The organism is Cupriavidus sp. DF5525, assembly GCF_040149425.2.
Taxonomy (GTDB): Bacteria; Pseudomonadota; Gammaproteobacteria; order Burkholderiales; family Burkholderiaceae; genus Cupriavidus; species Cupriavidus pickettii_A.
Window position 1 is genome coordinate 2,616,759 of sequence record NZ_CP168265.1, and the last position, 15,858, is coordinate 2,632,616.

Sequence of the window (15,858 nt, forward strand, 5' to 3'; positions counted from 1 at the left end):
CTAGATTAGTGGACCGGCGCTTCCAAGGCGCCCCCGCGCGTCAAGCGTTGCCCGCCCTTCTCAAGGCCGCCCCGACTTCTCCATAGAATGCCCGCAACTTCTCCACCTTGACATCCACAGGCAGCAAGGCGGGCCACAACAGCGCCACCATATCCCTGGCCGTCTTCTCGATATCCACCTGCCGCTGCCGGGCGATTGCGTCCCACAGGATGTGCTCCATCGGCCCGAGGATTGCCGAGCGCAACAGGCTCAACGGCAAGTCATCCCGGATCTCGCCGTTGTCCCGCGCCCGCGCCAGCAAGTCCATCAACGGCGCCGTATAGCGGCGCTGCAGCGGTACAAACACCTCTCCGAGCCCCGGCCCTTTGGCACGCCCCTCCGACAACACCAGCGCACACAAGCCCGTTCCCTGGATCAGGAACAGCCTCAAGTGCGTCCTGACATAGAACTCCAGCTGCACCTTTGTGCTCTGCCCGTGCGGCATGCCTTGTTCCACGGTGCCGATGATCTCGTCATACCAGTCCTCGATCACGCGTGCGCATAGCTCGCGCTTGCCATGGAAGTAGGTGAACACCGTGCCCTCGGAGATGCCCAGGCGCTGGGCGATCTCGGTGGTCGTGGTTCGCTCATAGCCGAGCTCGGCGAATACCTCGCGGCTGACGCGCAGGATGTCCCGGATGCGTTGCTCCGCCTTGGCGCCTGCCGGCACACGGCGGGGCGATGTGACGTCTTCCATCTTGATTGAGTCCTTGCTTGCCCGAAGGCGAGATTATAGGGCCGGCTCAACCCTTACTTGAGCTTTACTCAATTTTAGGTTGCCATTTCGATCTGCACCATGTATTTTTCAATCATCGCACCAACGGGCGTCAGGCGGACCTCGAAAGAATACCTCGAAATCCTAGCAACCAGCCAACAATATCCGGGAAAACCCGGAGACGCCACCCCAGAATCCATCGATACGATGTTTGTTGAGTAACACTCACAAATGTCAACGAGACGAACCACAACCGGGCTTTGGAGACAAGTATGACGATGCAGGCCGAGTCCTCTTCCACCACCCTGCCGATTGGCGGGCTTTCGCATGTGAAGGGGGACACCACCATTCCGCTGTCGGAGCAAACCGTGCCGGAGTTGCTGGCGCAAACGGTGGCGCGCCACCCCGAGCGGGAAGCCGTTGCCTTTCGCGAGCAAGGGGTGCGCTGGAACTGGCGCGAATTCTCCGACGCCGTGGACGCACTGGCGGCAGGCCTGCACACGTTGGGGCTGGCGAGAGGCGACCGGGTCGGCATCTGGTCCCCCAACCGGGTCGAGTGGCTGGTCACCCAATTCGCCACCGCGCGGCTGGGGCTGGTGCTGGTGAACATCAATCCCGCCTACCGCCTGTCCGAGCTGGAATACGCGCTGAACAAGGTGGGCGTCAAGGCGATCGTCGCGGCGGAAGCCTTCAAGACCTCACGGTACCTGGAGATGCTCCAGGTACTCGCCCCGGAACTGGCCACCTGCGCGCCGGGCGAACTGCAGGCGGCGCGGCTGCCGGCCCTGCGCTGCGTCATCCGGATGGGCGACGACCATACGCCCGGGATGCTCCGCTATGCCGATGTGATTGCGCGCGGCACAGGCGTGGCGCGGTCGACGCTGGATGCCATCACGGCACAGCTGGATCGCCATGACCCGATCAACGTGCAGTTCACCAGCGGCACCACTGGCGCGCCCAAGGGTGCCACGCTGACCCATCGCAATATCGTCAACAACGCGCGCTTCATTGCCATGGCGATGCGTTTCTCCGAGCAGGACAAGCTCTGCATTCCGGTGCCCTTCTATCACTGCTTCGGCATGGTCCTGGCGGTGCTGGCCTGCGTGTCCTCCGGCGCGGCAATGGTGTTCCCCGGCCAGGCCTTCGAGCCGGAAGCCACCATGCAGGCAGTCAGCGAAGAGCGCTGCACGGCGCTGCATGGCGTGCCGACCATGTTCATCGCCCAGCTCGATCACCCGAATTTCTCGCGGTACGACTTCTCTTCCCTGCGCACCGGCATCATGGCAGGGTCACCCTGCCCGATTGAGACCATGAAGCGCGTCGTGTCGCAGATGCACATGTCCGAGGTGACCATCGCCTATGGCATGACGGAGACGAGTCCGGTTTCCTTCCAGAGCAGCACCACCGATCCGCTGGACAAGCGCACCACCACGGTCGGCCGCATCCAGCCGCACCTCGAGGTCAGGATCGTGGATGCGGCAGGTGCCACGGTCCCGGTAGGCGAAACCGGCGAGCTGTGTACCCGCGGCTATTCGGTGATGCTGGGCTACTGGGATGACGAGGCGCGTACCGCCGAAGCCATCCGCGACGGCTGGATGCACACCGGCGACCTCGCCACCATCGACGCCGAAGGCTACTGCAACATCGTCGGCCGCGTGAAGGACATGCTGATTCGCGGCGGCGAGAACATCTACCCGCGCGAGATCGAGGAGTTCCTGTTCCGTCATCCGAAGGTCCAGGCGGTCCAGGTGTTCGGCGTTCCCGACCAGAAGTACGGCGAGGAGGTCTGCGCGTGGATCGTGCTCAAACCCGGCGCGAGCGCCACGGAGGATGAAATTCGCGATTTCTGCCGCGACCAGATCGCGCATTACAAGATCCCGCGCTACATCCGCTTTGTCGACGAGATGCCCATGACCATCACTGGCAAGGTACAGAAATTCGTGATGCGCGAGCACATGACGCAGGAACTGAAGCTCAGCGAATCCAGGACGGCCTGACGCGCTGGCGCCAGTGCACGGCGCCAGCCATTCCCCCCGATCCCACAGACAACACCAGAGACGACACCGCTATGAACACCCTCCCCGGCCTCAAGTTCGACCTCGGCGAAGACATCGAAATGCTGCGCGATTCCGTGCGCGCCTGGGCCCAGGCCGAACTGGCCCCGCGCGCCGCCGAGATCGACCGCACCGACCAGTTCCCGATGGACGCCTGGAAGAAGATGGGCGACCTGGGCGTGCTCGGCATCACCGTGGCCGAGGAATACGGCGGCGCCAACATGGGCTACCTGGCGCACATGATCGCCATGGAAGAAATCAGCCGCGCCTCGGCCTCGGTCGGCCTGTCCTACGGCGCGCACTCCAACCTGTGCGTGAACCAGATCCACCGCAACGGCACGCCGGCGCAGAAGGCCAGGTACCTGCCCAGGCTGGTGTCGGGCGAGTGGATCGGCGCGCTGGCGATGAGCGAGCCCAACGCCGGCTCCGACGTGGTCAGCATGAAGCTGCGCGCGGAGCTCAAGGGCGACCGCTACGTGCTCAACGGCACCAAGATGTGGATCACCAACGGCCCGGACTGCGATGTGCTGGTGGTTTACGCCAAGACCGAGCCCGACCTGGGCGCGCGCGGCATGACCGCGTTTATCGTCGAGAAGGGCATGAAGGGCTTCTCGGTGGCGCAGAAGCTGGACAAGCTGGGCATGCGCGGCTCGCACACCGGCGAGTTGGTGTTCCAGGACGTGGAAGTGCCGGTCGAGAACATCCTGGGCGCCGAAAATGCCGGCGCCAAAGTGCTGATGAGTGGGCTGGACTACGAGCGCGCGGTGTTGTCGGGCGGCCCGGTCGGCATCATGCAGGCCTGCATGGACGTGGTCACGCCGTATATCCACGACCGCAAGCAGTTCGGCCAGAGCATCGGCGAGTTCCAGCTGATCCAGGGCAAGGTGGCGGACATGTACACCACGCTGCAGGCCGCGCGCAGCTACCTGTACACGGTCGGCAAGAACCTGGACGGGCTCGGCAGCGACCACGTGCGCCAGGTGCGCAAGGACTGCGCCGCGGTGATCCTGTACACGGCCGAGAAGGCCACCTGGATGGCGGGCGAGACCGTACAGATCCTGGGCGGCAACGGCTATATCAATGAATACCCCGCCGGCCGGCTGTGGCGCGATGCCAAGCTGTACGAGATCGGCGCCGGCACCTCGGAGATCCGCCGCATGCTGATCGGCCGCGAACTGTTCGCCGAGACCATGTAAGCGCGCCATAGCCGTACGCCTGCCTTCGCCATCTGCCGACCGACAGCACCATCTCGCGGCACACCAAGTAGCACGATATGCCAATCATCGAAACCAAACTGAACGCCCGCTCCGAATCCTTCAAGGGCAACGCCGAGGCCATGCAGGCCCTGGTAGCCGACCTGGAGGCCAGGATCGCCAAGCTCGCCGAGGGCGGCGGCAAAGACGCGCGCGACAAGCACCTGTCGCGCGGCAAGCTGCTGCCGCGCGACCGCGTGCAGCAACTGCTCGATCCGGGCACGCCGTTCCTGGAGCTGTCGCAGCTCGCGGCCTATGACATGTACGACGATGCCGCGCCCGGCGCGGGCATCATCACCGGCATCGGCCGCGTGGCCGGGCAGGAATGCGTGATCGTCTGCAACGACGCCACCGTCAAGGGCGGCACTTACTACCCGATGACGGTCAAGAAGCACGTGCGCGCGCAGGAGATCGCCGAGCAAAACAACCTGCCCTGCATCTACCTGGTCGATTCCGGCGGCGCCAACCTGCCCAACCAGGACGACGTGTTTCCCGACCGCGACCACTTCGGCCGCATCTTCTACAACCAGGCCAACCTGTCCAGGCAGGGTATTCCGCAGATCGCGGTGGTGATGGGTTCGTGCACCGCCGGCGGCGCCTACGTGCCGGCGATGAGCGACGAGTCCATCATCGTCAAGAACCAGGGCACCATCTTCCTGGGCGGCCCGCCGCTGGTGAAGGCCGCCACCGGCGAGGAAGTCAGCGCCGAGGACCTGGGCGGCGCCGACGTGCATACGCGCCTGTCGGGCGTGGCCGACTACTTCGCGCAGAACGACCACCATGCGCTGTCGCTGGCGCGCAATATCGTGCAGCACCTGAACCGCCGCAAGCCGGACCAGATCCGCCTGCACGAGCCGGTGGAGCCGCTGTACCCGGTGCAAGAGCTGTACGGCGTGATCCCCACCGACACGCGCAAGCCCTATGACGTGCGCGAGGTGATCGCGCGCCTGGTCGACGGCTCCGAGTTCGACGAGTTCAAGGCACGCTACGGCACCACGCTGGTGTGCGGCTTCGCGCGCATCTGGGGCTACCCGGTCGGCATCATCGCCAACAACGGCATCCTGTTCTCGGAGTCGGCGCTCAAGGGCGCGCACTTTATCGAGCTGTGCTGCCAGCGCAAGATCCCGCTGGTGTTCCTGCAGAACATCACCGGTTTCATGGTGGGCCGCAAGTACGAGAACGAAGGCATCGCCCGCAATGGCGCCAAGATGGTGACCGCGGTTGCCACCGCGCAGGTACCCAAGTTCACCGTGATCATCGGCGGCTCGTTCGGTGCCGGCAACTACGGCATGTGCGGGCGCGCCTATTCGCCGCGCTTCCTGTGGATGTGGCCGAACGCGCGCATCTCGGTGATGGGCGGCGAGCAGGCCGCGAGCGTGCTGGCGACGGTGCGCCGCGACGGCATCGAGGCCAAGGGCGGCAAGTGGAGCGCGGAGGAGGAAGACGCCTTCAAGCAGCCGATCCGCGACCAGTACGAGCACCAGGGCCACCCCTATTACGCCAGCGCGCGCCTGTGGGACGACGGCGTGATCGATCCCGCGCAGACCCGCACCGTGCTGGGCCTGGGCCTGTCCGCGAGCCTGAACGCGCCGATCGAGGACATGAAGTTCGGCGTGTTCCGCATGTAACCACGACAAGGAAGATCGATGTTCAACAAGATCCTGATCGCCAACCGCGGTGAAATCGCCTGCCGCGTGGCCGCCACCTGCCGCCGGCTCGGCATCCGCACCGTCGCGGTGTACTCGGACGCCGACGCCGACGCGCGCCACGTCGCCTTCTGCGACGAGGCCGTGCATATCGGCGGCGCGGCCGCGCGCGACAGCTACCTGCGCGCCGACCACATCATCGAGATGGCGAAGGAGACCGGCGCCCAGGCCATCCACCCGGGCTACGGCTTCCTGTCCGAGAACGAGGCCTTTGCCGAGGCCTGCGCCGCGGCCGGGCTGGTCTTTATCGGCCCGCCCGCGTCGGCCATCAATGCGATGGGCAGCAAGAGCGCGGCCAAGCAGCTGATGGAAAAAGCCGCCGTGCCGCTGGTGCCGGGCTACCACGGCGAGAACCAGGATCCGGCCCTGCTGCGCCGCGAGTCCGACCGCATCGGCTACCCGGTGCTGCTCAAGGCCAGCGCGGGCGGCGGCGGCAAGGGCATGCGCGTGGTCGAGTCTGGCGATGGTTTCGAGGCCGCGCTGGCCTCGGTCAAGCGCGAGGCGTCGGCCAGCTTCGGTGACGACAAGGTGCTGGTGGAGAAATACCTGACCCGCCCGCGCCATATCGAGATCCAGGTGTTCGCCGATACCCACGGTAACTGCGTCTACCTGTTCGAGCGCGACTGCTCGGTGCAGCGCCGCCACCAGAAGGTGCTGGAAGAAGCGCCGGCACCGGGCATGACCGAAGCGCGCCGCCGCGCCATGGGCGAGGCCGCGGTCGCCGCGGCCAAGGCCGTAGGCTATGTCGGCGCCGGCACGGTGGAGTTCATCGCCAACCAGGACGGCTCCTTCTACTTCATGGAGATGAACACGCGCCTGCAGGTCGAGCATCCGGTCACCGAGATGATCACCGGGCAGGACCTGGTCGAGTGGCAGCTGCGCGTCGCCGCCGGCGAGCCGCTGCCGCTGACGCAGGAGCAATTGCGCATCGACGGCCACGCGCTGGAAGCGCGTATCTACGCCGAGAATCCCGACAAGCAGTTCCTGCCCTCCACCGGCACGCTGCGCTTCCTGCGCACGCCGCCGGCGGTGCAGTTCATGCGCGGTGGCGACGCGCACGGCCCGGCCGGCATCCGCATCGATGCCGGCGTGCGCGAGGGCGACACCATCAGCCCGTTCTACGACCCGATGATCGCCAAGCTGATCGTCTGGGGCAAGGATCGCGACGAAGCGCTGGCACGCATGCGCCAGGCGCTGGCGTCGTATCACGTGGTGGGCCTGTCGACCAACGTCGCCTTCCTGCAGAGGCTGGTGTCGTCCGAGGCGTTCCGCACCGCCGATCTCGACACCGGCCTGATCGAGCGCAACGAGAAGGTCCTGTTCCCGGCGCCGGCGCCGGTCGGCATGGAGATCATCGCGCTGGCCGTGGCCGCGCTGCTGGATCGCGAGAACAAGGAACGACGCATCGACGCCGCCGACCAGCATTCGCCGTGGACCCACGGCGGCGCGTGGCGGCTGAACGGTGGCGCGACGCGCCAGTTGCGCTTTGCCTATGGCGAGCAGGTGCTCGACGTCACGCTGAACACCAATGAGCGCGGCAGCACGCTGTACTACGCAGGCATGGCCGGGCAGTTCTCCGCGCAATGCCAGGCAGACGATATCCGCGTCGACCTTGGCACGCGCCGCGCGCATGGGCAAGTGCATCTCGACGGCGAGACGTTCCACGTCTTCAGTGCCGGTCGTCACGTCACGCTGACCTGGCTCGATCCCCTGGCCCATGCGGGCGAATCGGAAAGCGAAGGCGGCAAGCTGACCGCGCCGATGCCGGGCAAGGTCATCGCGGTGATGGTCGAGGCCGGCAGCACCGTCACGCGCGGCGCCCCGCTGCTGGTAATGGAGGCGATGAAGATGGAGCACACCATCAGCGCGCCGGCCGACGGCGTGGTCAGCGAAGTGCTGTACGGCATCGGCGAGCAGGTGACAGAAGGGGCGCAACTGCTGGCGTTTGAGGCTTGATATGGGCAGGTTGCCGACAAGGCTCTGGCCTGTAGGCGCGGTAGCGCAACGTTGGTGCGGCAATGTGTTGAACGCGAGTCACCACCCTTGGTGAACGCTCCCCTCTCCCGCTTGCGGGAGAGGGGAGCAAACCGGCAGCACGCAGGCTTTGGCAGCAAAACGAGGTGGCATCGCAAGCGATGCCACCTCGTTTTTTTTGCAGGAAGCACGGAGCCCGCAAACCGGGGAACTAGTCCTCGTTTCAGGCAATACGCACGTGGGTTCCGGCTAGCGCCTCTCTGGCTCTCCCGGTGACAATGATCCCAGGTCGGCCGCCCCGGCGCCGCGGAGGCAGCTCCTGGCAGAAGGAACTGACAGAGCCTCCTGCAGGCGGTCCAAGCTCAAATTGGCGAATTCAGGTGAAGAAATAAAAAAAGGCCCCCTGCATCAGGGAGCCCCGAGGCGCGTTGCCGCACCCTCTGCATGCGACCTCAGTGGCGCAGTGTCGCCGGACGCGTGCCAGTTGCAACCGGCTCAGGAAGCTCGGCGCTGACGTCCTCGTCATGCGCCGAGGCCGAGCGGCGATGGTCCACCATTGCGATGGCGGCCAATGCAATCACCGCCGGCACGGCGATCGCGAAGAAGTTCTGCTGCAATGGCAGGTTCATCCCGACCAGGGTGCCGATCACGATCGGCGCCAGGATCGCGCCGCTGCGGCCGACGCCTGAAGCCCAGCCGATGCCGGTCGAGCGCACAGCCATGGGGTAGAACTGGCCAACGTATGCGTAGGCGAGGATCTGCGTGCCGATCGTCGTGGCGCCGGCCATGCCGACAAGGAAGTACAACATTGCGGTCGGAACCTTGTAGCCGAGCATGGAGATCGACACGGCCGCCAGCGCGAAGAACACCACCAGCACGTGCTTGATGTGAAAGCGGTCAGCCAGCCAGCCTCCGCCCACCGCACCAGCGATCGCGCCGAAATTCAACACCAGCACGAAAGTCAGCGCGGAGCCAAGGCTGTAGCCTGCATTGGCCATCAATTTTGTCAGCCAGGAACTGAGCGCGTACACCATGAACAAACACATGAAGAATGCGATCCAGAACATGACCGTGCTGAAACCGCGTCCCTCATGGAACAGGTGGCGAATCGGCGCATCGTCGGCCTTGTGCTCGGACGGCAGTGCGAAGCGGTCATTCGCATGCGGCTGGTAGCTCGGCTCCAGCTTCGCGACGGTTTGCTTCAGTTCGTCAATGCGGCCCGACTTGATCAGGAACGGCATCGATTCGGGCAGCGACTTCATGATCAGCGGGATCAGGATTGCCGGGAGTCCCGCCGCGACGAACACGGATTGCCAGCCGTAGGTCTCGATCAGGCCTTTGCCGAGGACTGCGGCCAACATGCCGCCCACCGCATACCCGCTGAACATCAATGTGACCATGGTGCTGCGGATCCGCTTCGGCGAGTACTCGGTCATCTGCGCCACCACGTTGGGCATCACACCGCCGATGCCGAGGCCGGCAAGGAACCTGGTCACGCTGAACGTTACCGGGTCGCTGGTGAAGCCGGCCGCCGCGGTGAAGACGCTGAACAGCCCGACGCAGATGGCAATGGCCCGGCGACGGCCGATCCTGTCCGCGATCGTTCCCAGGAAAATGGCGCCGACCATCATCCCGAACAGCGCTGAGCTGACCATGAATCCCGCACTGGTCGAGTTGACGCCCATGTCCTTCATGATCGACGGCAGCGCGATCCCGGCGACTGCCAGGTCGTAGCCATCGAAGACGATGATGAGCGCGCACCAGAATAGTACGAGCCTGTGAAAACCATTGAAGCGGGCCTCGTCGGCCAGCTTGTGAACGTCGACTTGACGCATTGCTTGTCTCCCCGGTGCTGCCTGCACCCATGTTGGCGGCCCGCATAACTCTGCAGGCCATTCCCCCGCGAACGTCGAGATTCAGGGGGGTTGTCTAATGACCGTAGCAGCATAGGCAATCCGTACGCATCGATCTGTCGTTGCAATGACAATCCGCACCGGGGATTTCCCTAGCGCGTTCGCGCCCTGCCCCCATCAAGTAGAGGATGCGTCGCGCGCCGCCACTTACGTGCCTGGCGCGGTGTCCGGCGCGGGGACAATCGAGATGCCCTGCGCCAGCGCTGCCGCCTCCTGGGCTTTCAGGGCACGGATGAAGCCGGGTCGCAGCTGCAAACGCTGCCAGTAATCCGCTATCGCCGGCGTGAAGCGCGGCTGAAGTCCCAAGTGCTGTGCGAGCAGCAAGGCGTAACTCACGGAAACATCGGCCGCGGTGAAACGACCCGAGCACAGGTATGCGTGCTTCTCGATGACCGGCTCCAATGTGCGCAATCGCGCCAGGAACCATTTCGCGTAATCCGCGGCGACGGTCGGCTGGCGCCGCTCTTCTGGCTCGAATCTCGAATAGCGAAGGACCAGCGTCTGCGGAAACGTAAGAGTAGCCTCACCGAAATGAAGGTAATTCAGGTAGGCGCCGAAATCGTCCTCCCCTGCCTCGACCTGCAGCGAGGTGGGCGCACCGGTTGCGCAGAGGTACTGGCAGATCGCAGCCGATTCTGACATCCGGGTCGTCCCGTCGATCAGGAATGGAACCGTACCCAGCGGATTGATCTCCAGGTAATCCCGCGACAGGACGCGCGGCGGGAAAGGAAGCATCACCAGCTCATATTGCCGGCCCAGCTCCTCCAGCATCCAGAGGGGACGGAAGGAGCGCGCACTCATGCAGTGATAGAGAATGGTCATGACTGGCAGGTCAACGATGTGACGTGACCGCGCTTCGCCATCAGTGCCCGTGCCGCTTTGGAAGCTGGCAGGCGGCCCAGATGATCCGAGATAAAGGCGCTTGCCGATAGCAGCTTGTCCATATCGACACCGGTCTCGATCCCCACGGAGCCGAGCAAGTAGACAACGTCCTCGGTGGCAACGTTGCCCGAAGCACCCGCGGCGTAGGGGCATCCCCCGAGCCCGGCAACAGAGCTGTCAAATACCGCCATCCCCAGCTCGAGTGCGGCGCAGATATTTGCAATGGCCATGCCAAAGGTGTCATGAAAATGACCGGCAAGCATTGCCATCGGCAAGCCTTGGCCGACGGCATCGAGCATTCGCCGCACCGACGTGGGCGTACCCGTTCCGATGGTGTCGCCCAGCGACACTTCATAGCAACCCATGTCAGCGAGCCCCCTGGCCACCTGCGCAACCTGGGCCGGTGCCACCGCGCCTTCATAAGGGCATCCGACCACGCAGGATACGTAGCCGCGCACCTTGATATCGTGGGCAAGCGCGGCAGACACGAGCGGCTCGAAGCGCCTCAAGCTTTCACTGATGGAGCAATTGATATTCCTCTGCGAAAATGCCTCTGAGGCAGCCCCAAATACTGCCACTTCGTCGGCGCCCGCCTCGATGGCAGCCTCCAGGCCCTTGAGATTCGGTGTCAGTACAGGATAGGAGGTGCCAGGTCTGCGCCGAATGCCCTTGAGGACCACTGCGTTGTCTGCCATCTGCGGCACCCACTTTGGCGAGACGAAGGCCGTGGCCTCCACCGCCGGCAGTCCCGCATCCGCCAGGCGTTCGATAAGCTCGATTTTTACTGCGGCGGGAACTATCTGCTTTTCACTCTGGAGGCCGTCCCGCGGTCCGACTTCGACAATCCTTACCTGTTTTGGCCATGACTTGCTGATTCCATCATCCATCTCGACTCTCCTCCGACTTCAAGATTCCCACGACGCGAGCATAGGGCAACAGCGGATGCAAAGCGTGCCAACTCCCTTGCAGATCGTGCCAGTTGGACCAAAACTCACCAGACATGAAATCGGTAGCAGAAACACCCATCGCGTTTGTTCGTTCGATCGTCCTGGCGTACGAGCGCTACGGCGTGGACCCGCGGCGAGCGCTGCGCGCAGCGCACATTTCACCGTCGATACTGCGCAGCGAGGATGCGCGCGTGACTGCCGATCAGTTCGAGGCGCTGTCGGCGACTGCCATGCAGGAGCTTGATGACGAGGGGCTTGGCTGGTTCTCGCGGCGCCTCCCCTGGGGAACCAATGGCATGCTTTGCCGTGCCTCGTTGCCGTCGCAGAATTTGCGGGTAGCGCTGCTGCGCTGGTGCCGGCACTATGGCTTGCTGGTGGATGACATCAAGCTGGAACTGAGCGTTGAGGCTCGGCTGGCGCACCTCATCATCCGCGAGAACCGTGACCTGCTCCGCCAACGTGAGTTTTGCCTGGTAAGTACCCTGCGGAACATCCACGGCTTCGCGTGTTGGCTGGTCGATTCCCGCATCCCGCTGTCGCGCGCCACCTTCCCGTTCAAGAAGCCGCGGCACGCCAGGGCCTATAACTTGATGTTTCGCGGGTCAATCGATTTCGAGGCGCCCCACGCCAGCCTGGTTTTCGACGCGGAGTATCTGCAATTGCCCGTACGACGGGACGATCACGATCTACGGCAGATGCTGCTTCGTCCTCTGCCGCTCATCGTGCTCCAGTACAGGCGCGACCGGCTCCTTTCGCAGCGAATTCGCAAGCTGTTCCGTACGCGTGGCTTCGAGGTTTCGACATCCGCCGCTGTGGCGGCGATGCTGAACGTTTCAACGAGAACCCTTTACCGGCACCTGGCAGAAGAAGGCGTCTCGCTTCAGGGCCTGAAGGATGAGGTCAGACGTGATCTGGCGATCCAGCAACTTACACGCACCGCCAGGCCGTTGAAGCAGATAGCGATCGCTGCGGGGTTCGGCAGCGAAGCCAGTTTCATCCGGGCATTCCGGCAGTGGACGGGGAAAAGTCCAGGGGAGCTCAGGCGAACAACATCCGTGGATAGGTGAGGCGCGCCGCCAGCAAGAAAGATTCCCAAAAAGATCGCCATGCATCACTTGTTTCCAGCCGTGGTGCGGTGAACTGCCTGGGGAGAACGCGGATTTCACCGCATCGGAGCCGTCTCGGGCAGACTGCAACGGGTTGCTATAGGCACTTTGCATTCGGAATTTGACAGGCTAATGTTGGACTATGCCGCGGGCAGACGAGGGAGGCAGTCATGGGCATGGTCTCGATAGAACCCGGCAGCTATCAATTTGCGCTGCCGCAAAACCCCGGTGAAGTCATCGATCTGATCAGGAAGCACGCGATCCAGGTCGTTGACCTCAGGTTCACCGACTTGCCCGGAGTGTGGCAGCACTTCTCGATCACGCTGCCGGAAATCAACGACGATCTGTTCTCGACCGGCATCGGGTTCGACGGGTCGTCCATTCGTGGATTCCAGGAGATTCACGAGTCCGACATGCTGGTCAGGCCTGACCCGGCCACGGCATTCATCGACTCGTTCTGCACGGCACCAACGCTGGTGTTGATCTGCGACGTGCTGGATCCTGTCCTGCACCAGCCGTACTCGCGCGATCCGCGCTACATCGCACGGAAAGCGGAGCTGTACCTGCAGCAAACCGGTCTTGCCACCGATTGCTACTTCGGCCCCGAACTGGAATTCTTCATTTTCGACTCCATTCGCTTCGGGCAGGACCAGCACTCAGGCTACTACTATGTCGAATCCGCCGAAGGCGACTGGGCCTCGGGCCGTGACGAAGGTGCCTATGGCGGAGGCAATCTTGGCTACAAGCAGCGCTATAAGGGAGGATACTTTCCCGTGCCGCCAAGCGATACGCTGCAGGACATCCGCTCCGAAATCGTACTCGCGCTGATGCAGGCCGGCATCCAGGTCGAGGTGCATCACCATGAGGTCGCTACGGCGGGCCAGAATGAAATCGACATGCGCTTCGCACGCCTGGCGCGCATGGCAGACAACGTGATGATGTACAAGTACATCTGCAAGAACGTTGCGCGCCGACACGGCAAGGTCGCGACATTCATGCCCAAGCCCCTGTTTGCCGACAACGCGAGCGGCATGCATTGCCACCAGAGCCTCTGGCGCGGCGGCGAGAACCTCTTCTATGACGCGAACGGTTGGGCGCAGACGTCCCAGATGTGCCGCTGGTACATCGGCGGCCTGCTCAGGCATGCGCCCGCCCTGATGGCGTTCTGTGCACCGAGTACAAATTCCTACAAGCGACTGGTGCCTGGCTACGAGGCACCTGTCAACCTGGCCATGTCGCAGCGCAACCGATCCGCCGCAGCCAGGATTCCAATGGTTTCGGATTCACCAAGCGCCAGACGCGTTGAATTTCGCTGCCCTGACCCGTCCGCCAATGCCTACCTCGCCTTCTCGGCAATGCTGCTCGCCGGCCTTGACGGCATTGAAAACCAGACGGACCCCGGCGACCCGCTCGACAAGAACATCTATGACCTGCCACCAGAGGAAGCCGCCGGCATCCGGCAGGTTCCAGGGTCCCTCGAAGAGTCGCTTGCCGCGCTGGAAGCCGACTCAGCGTTCCTGCGAAAGGGAGATGTCTTTACTGAAGACCTGATCAGGACCTGGATTGACTACAAGCGCACGCACGAGATCGATACCTTGAAGTTGCGGCCACATCCGTGGGAGTTCCAACTCTACTTTGACATCTGATCACCGTGCGCCCCATGCCAACTCAGGCACGGGTGTCGAGAATGGCGATGGCACTGCTTGCACTGCCACAGCAATTCACTGACAAGACGCCCGATAAGCTGGACGGCTTCTGGCGCGAATGCGCCCCAAAGCCTTGAGAAAATGGTACCCCTGGATTGTCACCTGAGGACGGCTGTGGTCTGGTCCGAGGCGTTCAAGCGTAATCAACTGATGCGTGAGCAGCATCTCCACATCCGTTCGGTCCAACTCACGCGCATCAGCGCTGTCGTTTACGAGTACGAGAGTAGCGAACTCATGATGACTCAGCACAGGCGTCTCCTCAGCAAATGGGGGTAGTTTTGCAGCGGGACTTCTTAATACGGGGAGTTGGCGGCAGAGACCTTGTCCTGGTGAGGCAAGATCTGGCCTGCGGGCACTTGCTCTTCGCGCCCGGAAAGTCCATGTTAGTTGATCACTCGGCTCTGTTCAATACGAGACGCGCTGTTGCAGGTCGCGGCACGCATTACGGCATGCTTCAACGGTCGCCACTTTTCACTCCCGCATCGCGGCCGGGCCGACGGTTATGTCCGACCGTTCGGTCGGGATACGGGAGCGGACCGAGTCCACGCAGGATTGACACGCTAATCCCTGCTCCGTTATTCCGGCTGAATGCCGGCCTCCCGCACCACCTTGGCCCACCGGGCGATCTCGCTGCGCATGAACGCAGCGAGCTGTTCGCGTGAGGAACCCTTCAGCTCGACGCCCTGGCTACTGAGCCGGTCGCGTGTCGGTCCATACGCCAGCGCCTGGTTGACCTCCATGTTCAGTCGCGCCGCGATGTCCGGCGGCGTCCCGGCCGGCACCACGATGGCCCACCACTGGCTCAGCTGCATGCCGGGCAGCCTGGCTTCCATGGCCGTTGGCACCGCTGGAAGCGCCGTCAGCCTCGACGTGCTCGTGACCATCAACGCGGCAACCTTGCCAGCGCCCAGCAAGCTGCTGCCACTGGCCAGCGTGGCGAAGTGCGCGCCGACCAGTTGCGCCGCAACATCGCTCAACGCGGGCGCCGAACCCCGATAGGGGACCGGATCCACCTTCACACTGGCCTGCGCCTCCAGCATCTTTGCGGAAAGGTGGCTGATGGAACCGTTGCCGCTAGTCGCTATGAGCAGAGGCGCATCACCGCCCTTGCGTGCGTCGGCGAGAAAACGCTGGATGTCGCCGGTCTTGTAGCGAGCACTGTCGGCGAACAGGATCAGCGGCGACTCACCGATGAGCGAAACCGGCGCGAAGTCTCGCACCAGGTCGTACGGCATCTGCGTAAAAACGGCGGGAGCGATCGCGTGCGGCAGTTCCACGACCGCAAGGGTATAGCCGTCCGGGGGAGCTTTGGCGGCAATCTCCAGGCCGATCCGCCCAGAGGCGCCGGAGCGGTTCTCGACCACCACGGTCTGTCCCATGGTCTGGCTCATGCGCTGCGCGATGGCACGTGCGAGGGCGTCGGTGCTGCCGCCTGGCGCCCATGGCACGATCAGCCGCAGCGGCTTGTCCGGATACGCCGCCAGCGCAGCACTACTGCAAGCCGCGGCGAGAAAGAGCAGCGAAGCGATGATGCTGCGAATCGTCATGCCAACACTCCTTGGG

Annotated in this window: 11 protein-coding genes; 6 read left to right on the forward strand and 5 right to left on the reverse strand. The window is 63.7% G+C overall.

What is annotated here, in order from left to right:
- Positions 1-40 precede the first annotated feature (40 nt).
- The gene (locus tag ABNX08_RS12230; protein ID WP_022535508.1) at positions 41-736 is read right to left on the reverse strand and encodes a TetR/AcrR family transcriptional regulator; all 696 of its coding nucleotides are present in this window, start codon (positions 734-736) and stop codon (positions 41-43) included.
- Between the two features lie 290 nt (positions 737-1,026).
- Between ABNX08_RS12230 and ABNX08_RS12235 the strand changes: the two genes are divergently transcribed.
- From ABNX08_RS12235 to ABNX08_RS12250, 4 genes are all read left to right on the forward strand, one after another.
- Positions 1,027-2,751, forward strand: a complete 1,725-nt coding sequence (locus ABNX08_RS12235) for an AMP-binding protein (RefSeq protein WP_022535509.1) — start codon at positions 1,027-1,029, stop codon at positions 2,749-2,751.
- A gap of 71 nt (positions 2,752-2,822) precedes the next feature.
- Entirely contained in the window at positions 2,823-4,004 is a 1,182-nt protein-coding gene (locus ABNX08_RS12240) for an isovaleryl-CoA dehydrogenase (RefSeq protein WP_022535510.1), read from the forward strand.
- 77 nt (positions 4,005-4,081) lie between these two features.
- Positions 4,082-5,689: a carboxyl transferase domain-containing protein gene (locus ABNX08_RS12245; protein WP_022535511.1), complete on the forward strand. Its 1,608-nt coding sequence runs from the start codon at positions 4,082-4,084 to the stop codon at positions 5,687-5,689.
- An 18-nt stretch (positions 5,690-5,707) separates the two neighbouring features.
- Positions 5,708-7,723: an acetyl/propionyl/methylcrotonyl-CoA carboxylase subunit alpha gene (locus tag ABNX08_RS12250; protein WP_349607181.1), complete on the forward strand. Its 2,016-nt coding sequence runs from the start codon at positions 5,708-5,710 to the stop codon at positions 7,721-7,723.
- A 470-nt stretch (positions 7,724-8,193) separates the two neighbouring features.
- Here ABNX08_RS12250 and ABNX08_RS12255 read toward each other — a convergent pair whose 3' ends face one another.
- The 3 genes from ABNX08_RS12255 to ABNX08_RS12265 form a co-directional block, all read right to left on the reverse strand.
- Entirely contained in the window at positions 8,194-9,576 is a 1,383-nt protein-coding gene (locus tag ABNX08_RS12255) for an aromatic acid/H+ symport family MFS transporter (RefSeq protein WP_022535515.1), read from the reverse strand.
- 225 nt (positions 9,577-9,801) lie between these two features.
- Entirely contained in the window at positions 9,802-10,476 is a 675-nt protein-coding gene (locus ABNX08_RS12260; RefSeq protein ID WP_022535516.1) for a glutathione S-transferase family protein, read from the reverse strand.
- Positions 10,473-11,423, reverse strand: a complete 951-nt coding sequence (locus tag ABNX08_RS12265) for a hydroxymethylglutaryl-CoA lyase (RefSeq protein WP_022535517.1) — start codon at positions 11,421-11,423, stop codon at positions 10,473-10,475. The genes ABNX08_RS12260 and ABNX08_RS12265 overlap by 4 nt, the downstream gene beginning before the upstream one ends.
- 113 nt (positions 11,424-11,536) lie before the next feature.
- On the opposite strand from ABNX08_RS12265, the gene ABNX08_RS12270 reads away from it, so the two are divergent.
- Together ABNX08_RS12270 and glnA are read left to right on the forward strand one after the other, a co-directional pair.
- On the forward strand, positions 11,537-12,550 hold the full coding sequence (locus ABNX08_RS12270; RefSeq protein ID WP_022535518.1) for an AraC family transcriptional regulator: 1,014 nt from the start codon (positions 11,537-11,539) through the stop codon (positions 12,548-12,550).
- Between the two features lie 209 nt (positions 12,551-12,759).
- Positions 12,760-14,235: a type I glutamate--ammonia ligase gene (glnA, locus tag ABNX08_RS12275; RefSeq protein WP_022535519.1), complete on the forward strand. Its 1,476-nt coding sequence runs from the start codon at positions 12,760-12,762 to the stop codon at positions 14,233-14,235.
- 635 nt (positions 14,236-14,870) lie between these two features.
- Here the strand turns inward: glnA and ABNX08_RS12280 are convergent.
- Entirely contained in the window at positions 14,871-15,842 is a 972-nt protein-coding gene (locus ABNX08_RS12280) for a tripartite tricarboxylate transporter substrate binding protein (protein WP_022535521.1), read from the reverse strand.
- Positions 15,843-15,858: the final 16 nt, after the last annotated feature.

Coding starts and splice junctions, on each gene's coding strand:
- ABNX08_RS12270 (WP_022535518.1), top strand. CDS start 11,537: ATGAAATCGGTAGCAGAAACACCCATCGCGTTTGTTCGTTCGATCGTC.
- ABNX08_RS12245 (WP_022535511.1), top strand. CDS start 4,082: ATGCCAATCATCGAAACCAAACTGAACGCCCGCTCCGAATCCTTCAAG.
- ABNX08_RS12250 (WP_349607181.1), top strand. CDS start 5,708: ATGTTCAACAAGATCCTGATCGCCAACCGCGGTGAAATCGCCTGCCGC.
- ABNX08_RS12265 (WP_022535517.1), bottom strand. CDS start 11,423: ATGGATGATGGAATCAGCAAGTCATGGCCAAAACAGGTAAGGATTGTC.
- ABNX08_RS12280 (WP_022535521.1), bottom strand. CDS start 15,842: ATGACGATTCGCAGCATCATCGCTTCGCTGCTCTTTCTCGCCGCGGCT.
- ABNX08_RS12235 (WP_022535509.1), top strand. CDS start 1,027: ATGACGATGCAGGCCGAGTCCTCTTCCACCACCCTGCCGATTGGCGGG.
- ABNX08_RS12255 (WP_022535515.1), bottom strand. CDS start 9,576: ATGCGTCAAGTCGACGTTCACAAGCTGGCCGACGAGGCCCGCTTCAAT.
- ABNX08_RS12230 (WP_022535508.1), bottom strand. CDS start 736: ATGGAAGACGTCACATCGCCCCGCCGTGTGCCGGCAGGCGCCAAGGCG.
- glnA (WP_022535519.1), top strand. CDS start 12,760: ATGGGCATGGTCTCGATAGAACCCGGCAGCTATCAATTTGCGCTGCCG.
- ABNX08_RS12260 (WP_022535516.1), bottom strand. CDS start 10,476: ATGACCATTCTCTATCACTGCATGAGTGCGCGCTCCTTCCGTCCCCTC.
- ABNX08_RS12240 (WP_022535510.1), top strand. CDS start 2,823: ATGAACACCCTCCCCGGCCTCAAGTTCGACCTCGGCGAAGACATCGAA.